The sequence below is a fragment of the Cupriavidus sp. SIMBA_020 genome, from assembly GCF_046535395.1.
Taxonomy (GTDB): domain Bacteria; phylum Pseudomonadota; class Gammaproteobacteria; order Burkholderiales; family Burkholderiaceae; genus Cupriavidus; species Cupriavidus campinensis.
Genome location: NZ_JAWRWU010001066.1, coordinates 1 through 256 on the forward strand (window position 1 = coordinate 1; position 256 = coordinate 256).

Genomic DNA, 256 nt, shown 5'->3' on the forward strand with positions numbered 1-256 from the left:
AGATGAATCATAGTCCGCGGTTCTGGCAGACAGTGGAGTCGATCTTTCCGGAGTTTCGCGAGGCAAGGAAACAGTTGAAGCAGCATCCGCCGGAGATGGTGCCGGGGATTTGAGGGGGGGCATCAGTCTTGGCGATTGCCGACTGTTGCTCCCGCCGCGACTGATCCATCCGGCTGTACGCTGTCCACCATAACGACGTTCGCCGTATTTTTGCAGCGCACCCAATCAATACACCGATACAGATCCAGTCGACATT

Annotated in this window: 1 protein-coding gene; it reads left to right on the top strand. The window is 55.9% G+C overall.

What is annotated here, in order from left to right:
- A partial coding sequence (locus SB751_RS32765) for a YgjP-like metallopeptidase domain-containing protein (protein WP_410749349.1) occupies window positions 1–113 on the top strand: 113 nt, incomplete at its 5' end.
- Window positions 114–256: the final 143 nt, after the last annotated feature.